3 protein-coding genes and 1 pseudogene are annotated in these 4470 nt (G+C 61.0%); 3 read left to right on the top strand and 1 reads right to left on the bottom strand.

Annotation, left to right across the window (positions count from 1 at the left end):
• Positions 1–273, top strand: a pseudogene (locus AC1DSG_RS28110) (hypothetical protein); the annotation flags it as partial.
• Positions 270–1910, top strand: a complete 1641-nt coding sequence (locus AC1DSG_RS28105; RefSeq protein ID WP_477793788.1) for a BatD family protein — start codon at positions 270–272, stop codon at positions 1908–1910. The pseudogene AC1DSG_RS28110 and the gene AC1DSG_RS28105, both read left to right, overlap by 4 nt.
• Before the next feature lie 572 nt (positions 1911–2482).
• Here AC1DSG_RS28105 and AC1DSG_RS28100 read toward each other — a convergent pair.
• A complete protein-coding gene (locus AC1DSG_RS28100) occupies positions 2483–2941 on the bottom strand; it encodes an REP-associated tyrosine transposase (RefSeq protein WP_477793787.1) in 459 nt (152 codons plus the stop codon).
• A gap of 327 nt (positions 2942–3268) precedes the next feature.
• On the opposite strand from AC1DSG_RS28100, the gene AC1DSG_RS28095 reads away from it, so the two are divergent.
• A partial coding sequence (locus AC1DSG_RS28095; protein WP_477793786.1) for an exonuclease SbcCD subunit D C-terminal domain-containing protein occupies positions 3269–4470 on the top strand: 1202 nt, incomplete at its 3' end.

Genomic DNA, 4470 nt, shown 5'->3' with positions numbered 1-4470 from the left:
CCGCAAATCGATGCTCAACAGGCCACACCAGACACCGAACAACAGGCCACAACGCCGCCAGAACCGGGAACCAATGAAGTCCCGGGCAGCGAGTTGGCAAACGAGCAAAGCACCAAGCCACCGCAGCGCCCGGCCAGCAGCATGATCGAAGGTGAACAGCGTCAAGCGCTGGAGCAATGGCTGCGCAAGATCCCGGATGATCCGGGTGAACTGCTCAGGCGCAAATTCTGGTACGAACAGCAACAACATCAGGATCAGGGAAAAACTCGATGACCCGCTTCACCCTCTTCATGCTTGCCCTGCTGCTYGGCACCGCTCAGGCCCACGCCGCGGGGCTGGTGGCCAGTGTTGATCGCAGTCGCCTGAACTCCGGCGAGACGGTTGAACTGACCCTGGAATCCAGCGACGTGACCCAGTTCGGCAAGCCGGACCTGAGCCCATTGGAGCCGTTGTTCGAAGTGCGCGGTACCCGCCAGGTCAACCAGTTGAACACCCTCAGTGGCGACAACCGCGCGACCACGCGCTGGATCATTACCTTGCTGCCCAAGGCAAACGGCAGCGTAACCATCCCGCCATTGCAACTGGGCGAGGTGCAGAGCCAGCCGATCACCGTGCAAGTGGTCGAGAGCGAAAGCCAGGACACCGCGACCAGACTGGCCCCGGTGTTTATCGACGCCAGCCTCGATCAGAGCAGTGTGTACGTGCAAGCCCAGGTGGTCCTGACCTTGCGCATCTACCATTCCGTGTCGCTGTACGACGACAGCAGCCTGACCCCGTTGCAGGTGCCTGATGCGCGTGTCGAACCACTGGGCGAGTCGCGCACCTACGAAAAAGTCATCAATGGCCTGCGCCATGGCGTGATCGAAATGCGCTACGCGATCTATCCGCAACACAGTGGCGTACTGACCATTCCGGCGCAGATCTTCAGTGCCACTCTGGTCGATACCCAGCCCGCACAAGACGCTGCGGCCCAGGCGCCGAAATCCGGAAAACTGCTGCGCGTCAGCTCCACGCCCATTTCGCTGACGGTCAAAGCCAAACCCCTCACCTACCCTGCCGACCTGCCCTGGCTACCGGCCCGCAGCGTGACGCTGAGCGAAAGCTGGAATCCGGAGCCGGACCACGCCCAGGTGGGCGACTCGCTGACCCGAAGCTTGATCCTCAAGGTTGAAGGCCTGTCCAGTTCGCAACTGCCGCCGCTGCCGGCCACCGACGTCAATGGCTTGCGGCGCTATCCAGATCAACCGGTACTGAGCAACGAGAACAGTGAACGTGGGCTGATCGGCAGTCGCGAGGATCGCGAAGCCCTCGTTCCCACCCGCAGCGGTGCAATCGAGTTGCCTGCGGTAGAAGTGGTCTGGTGGAACACGTTCGAAGACCATCTGGAACACAGCAGCCTGCCGGCGCGTACCCTGCAAGTCGCCAACAACCCGACCATGGTGGTCGATACACCGGCCGCGAGCCCTCAAATCAACTCCGCTACCGACAGCGAAACCCTGCGGCGCTGGAAACTCAGCACGCTGATCCTTGCCTGCACCACCCTGCTCGGCTTCGGCCTCTGGTGGCGTGCCCGCTGGCAACCGGCGAAATCGCGTGCCACGCAGACCGGCCCGAGCCCGCGCACCGTCCTCGACGACCTCAAGCGCGCCTGCCTGGCGAACGACTCACACGCGACCCGCCAGGCGCTCGACGCCTGGGCCCGGCAACAGCCGGAAACCCTGGCCGACATGGCCGCCCGTTTTGTGCCACTGTCCGATGCCCTGGACGGTCTGAACGGCGCGCTCTACAGCGAAACCGGCCAGCACTGGCAAGGCGAAGAACTGTGGCGCGTGATCAAGGCGATCCCGATTGCGGAACGGATTCAGGGCCCGGTGGGTGATAGCGGACTCCCTCCGCTATACCCCAAATAACCACCGCCCTGTAGCAGCTGCCGAGCAGCGCGAGGCTGCGTTCCGCTGCAAAGCAGTCGCAAAATCAGTGTGTGCGGTGTATCAGGCAAATCGCGTCAGCAGGAATTACGACTGCTACGCAGCCGGACGCAGGCTTCGCCAGCTGCTACAAAGTTGCCGTCGCGCCCCCAAAATAATCATCCCCTGTAGCAGCTGCCGAGCAGCGCGAGGCTGCGTTCCGCTGCGAAGCAGTCGCAAAATCAGTGTGTGCGGTGTATCAGGCAAACCGCGTCAGCAGGAATTACGACTGCTACGCAGTCGGACGCAGGCTTCGCCAGCTGCTACAAAGTTGCCGCCGCGCCCCAAAAATAATCATCCCCTGTAGCAGCTGCCGAGCAGCGCGAGGCTGCGTTCCGCTGCGAAGCAGTCGCAAAATCAGTGTGTGCGGTGTATCAGGCAAATCGCGTCAGCAGGAATTACGACTGCTACGCAGCCGGACGCAGGCTTCGCCAGCTGCTACAAAAATTGCGGTGTTCGCGAATCGGTAGCTGCTGCCGAAGGCTGCGTCCGACAGCGAGGCAGTCGTCAAACACTTACAACCAACACGCATCCCAAAGCGGATAATCATGAACACGCGTCACCAGTCCTGCTCGGATCGGGTTGGCCACGACATATCGAGCAAGCCCCTTCACATCCTCCTCCCGCCGAACCGCACGATCGTGATATCCCTTCTGCCACAGACGCCCCCGCCGCCCTAATGCCTGATTGACGGCAAGACTGCTTCGGGACTTTAATCGGCACATTAGCTCGGCCAAGGTTTTACCACGCAACTGCACCAGACAATGCAGATGATCCGGCATCACCACCCACGTCAAAAAATCGGCCCAGCCATCTTCTTGTACCATTCGAAATTCCTGAACAATCAACCTCCCCAAATGCCAATCAGCAAAAAACGGCTGCCGCTGGTGGACGACAACCGTTAATAAATAGATCCGCCCAGGTTCAGAAAAACGACCAATGCGCAAGTGACCTGCTTTTGAATTGACTGGCACTCCATTGCCTCCTTATCCATCGAACAGAGACCTGGAATCTACAGCGTTGCCCGTCAGCCCGCGTGGCACCAATGACCACAAAATATGAAAGCCATAACGCGATCTGTAGCAGCTGCCGAGCAGAGCGAGGCTGCGTTCCGCTGCGAAGCAGTCGCAAAATCGGTGTATGCGGTGTATGCGGTGTATCAGGCAAACCGCGTCAGCAGGCTTCGCCAGGTGTTACATAGAGTGCGTGGCCACTTTCGATGTATTTACCAGTAAACTCTCCCCCCTTTAGCCGCCCTCATTCCCCCCGCGGCCATCACCTCATTTCCAACGGAGTACGCCTTGCGTCTGTTCCACACCTCCGACTGGCACCTTGGGCAGAATCTGCACGGCCAGGAACGTGATTTCGAGCACGCCTGTTTTCTCGATTGGCTGTTGCGCCAGCTGAAGCTGGACCAGCCCGATGTGCTGTTGATCGCCGGCGACATCTTTGACACCGTCAACCCAACGGTCAAAGCCCAGGAACGCCTCTACGATTTCATCGTCAGCGCCCACGAGCAGCAGCCGTTGCTGACCATCGTGATGATCGCCGGCAACCACGACTCCGGCTCGCGCATTGAACTGCCCGCGCCGTTGATGCGGCGTCTGCGCACCCATGCGCTCGGTCGGGTGCTGTGGCTGGATGACGGTCAACTGGATGCCGAGCGCCTGTTGCTGCCGTTGCCCGATGCCAGCGGCGAGATTGCCGGCTGGTGTCTGGCGCTGCCGTTCCTGCGCCCCGCCGAAGTCACCGGCGCACAGTTGGGCGACAACTATTTGCGCGGGATTGGCCAGGTTCACGAATGGCTGATCGAAGCGGCCAACGCCAAGCGCAAACCCGGCCAGGCGTTGATTGCGATCAGCCACGCGCACATGGCCGGCGGTTCGGTGTCGGAAGACTCCGAGCGCAGCCTGATCATCGGCAACGCCGAGGCCCTGCCCGCCAGCCTGTTCGGACCGAGCATCAGTTACGTTGCCCTCGGCCATTTGCACAAGCCGCAGAAGGTCAACGGCGAAGAGCGCATCCGCTACTGCGGCTCGCCGATTCCGCTGTCGTTTTCCGAGATCGGTTATCAGCATCAGATTCTCGACATCACTCTCGACGGCGAAACCCTGGTCAGCGTCGAACCCAAGCTGATTCCACGGGCCGTCAACCTGCAACGCGTCGGCCCGGCGCCGCTAGCAGAAATCCTCCTGCAACTGGCTGACCTGCCCAACATTGATTTGCTCGCCGACATCCAGCGCCAGCCGTGGCTGGAAGTCCGGGTGCGCCTGGACGAGCCACAACCCGACCTGCGCCATCAGGTAGAAACCGCCCTGCAAGGTAAAGCCGTGCGTCTGGTACGCATCGCCGCCGAATACGCCGGCAATGGCAGCCGCGAAGGCGTCGATGACGGTACAAACCTCGTCGAACTGGACCAGCTCACGCCCCAGGAACTGTTCAGCCGCGCCTGGCAAGACAACTACGGCAGCGAGGTCGATGTGCAAACGCTGAAGGACTGTGC

It is taken from the genome of Pseudomonas sp. P5_A12, assembly GCF_056400685.1.
This window is presented reverse-complemented; position numbering and strand designations above follow the sequence as displayed.